This window comes from Stenotrophomonas sp. SrG, from assembly GCF_050031795.1.
In the GTDB taxonomy this organism is placed as follows: domain Bacteria; phylum Pseudomonadota; class Gammaproteobacteria; order Xanthomonadales; family Xanthomonadaceae; genus Stenotrophomonas; species Stenotrophomonas rhizophila_A.
The window spans coordinates 1-241 of sequence record NZ_JBNBBE010001004.1 but is presented as its reverse complement, the minus strand read 5'-3'; the positions used below and the strand labels follow the sequence as shown (position 1 = coordinate 241).

Below are 241 nucleotides of genomic sequence, written 5' to 3'. Positions count from 1 at the left end.
CCAGTCACGGACCTGCTTGCCATCGCCGTAGACCGGCAGCGGTTCGCCGGCCAGCGCCCTGGCAATCACCAGCGGAATGAGCTTTTCCGGGAAGTGGGACGGGCCATAGTTGTTGGAGCAGTTGGTGGTCAGCACCGGCAGCCCGTAGGTGTGGTGGAACGCCCGCACCTGATGGTCCGATGCCGCCTTGGACGCCGACTAAGGCGAATTGGGGGCATACGGAGTGGTTTCGCTGAACTTG

Annotated in this window: 1 pseudogene; it reads right to left on the bottom strand. The window is 63.5% G+C overall.

Annotation, left to right across the window (positions count from 1 at the left end):
- Positions 1 to 241: pseudogene (locus tag ACQG3P_RS22515) on the bottom strand (GDP-mannose 4,6-dehydratase); the annotation flags it as partial.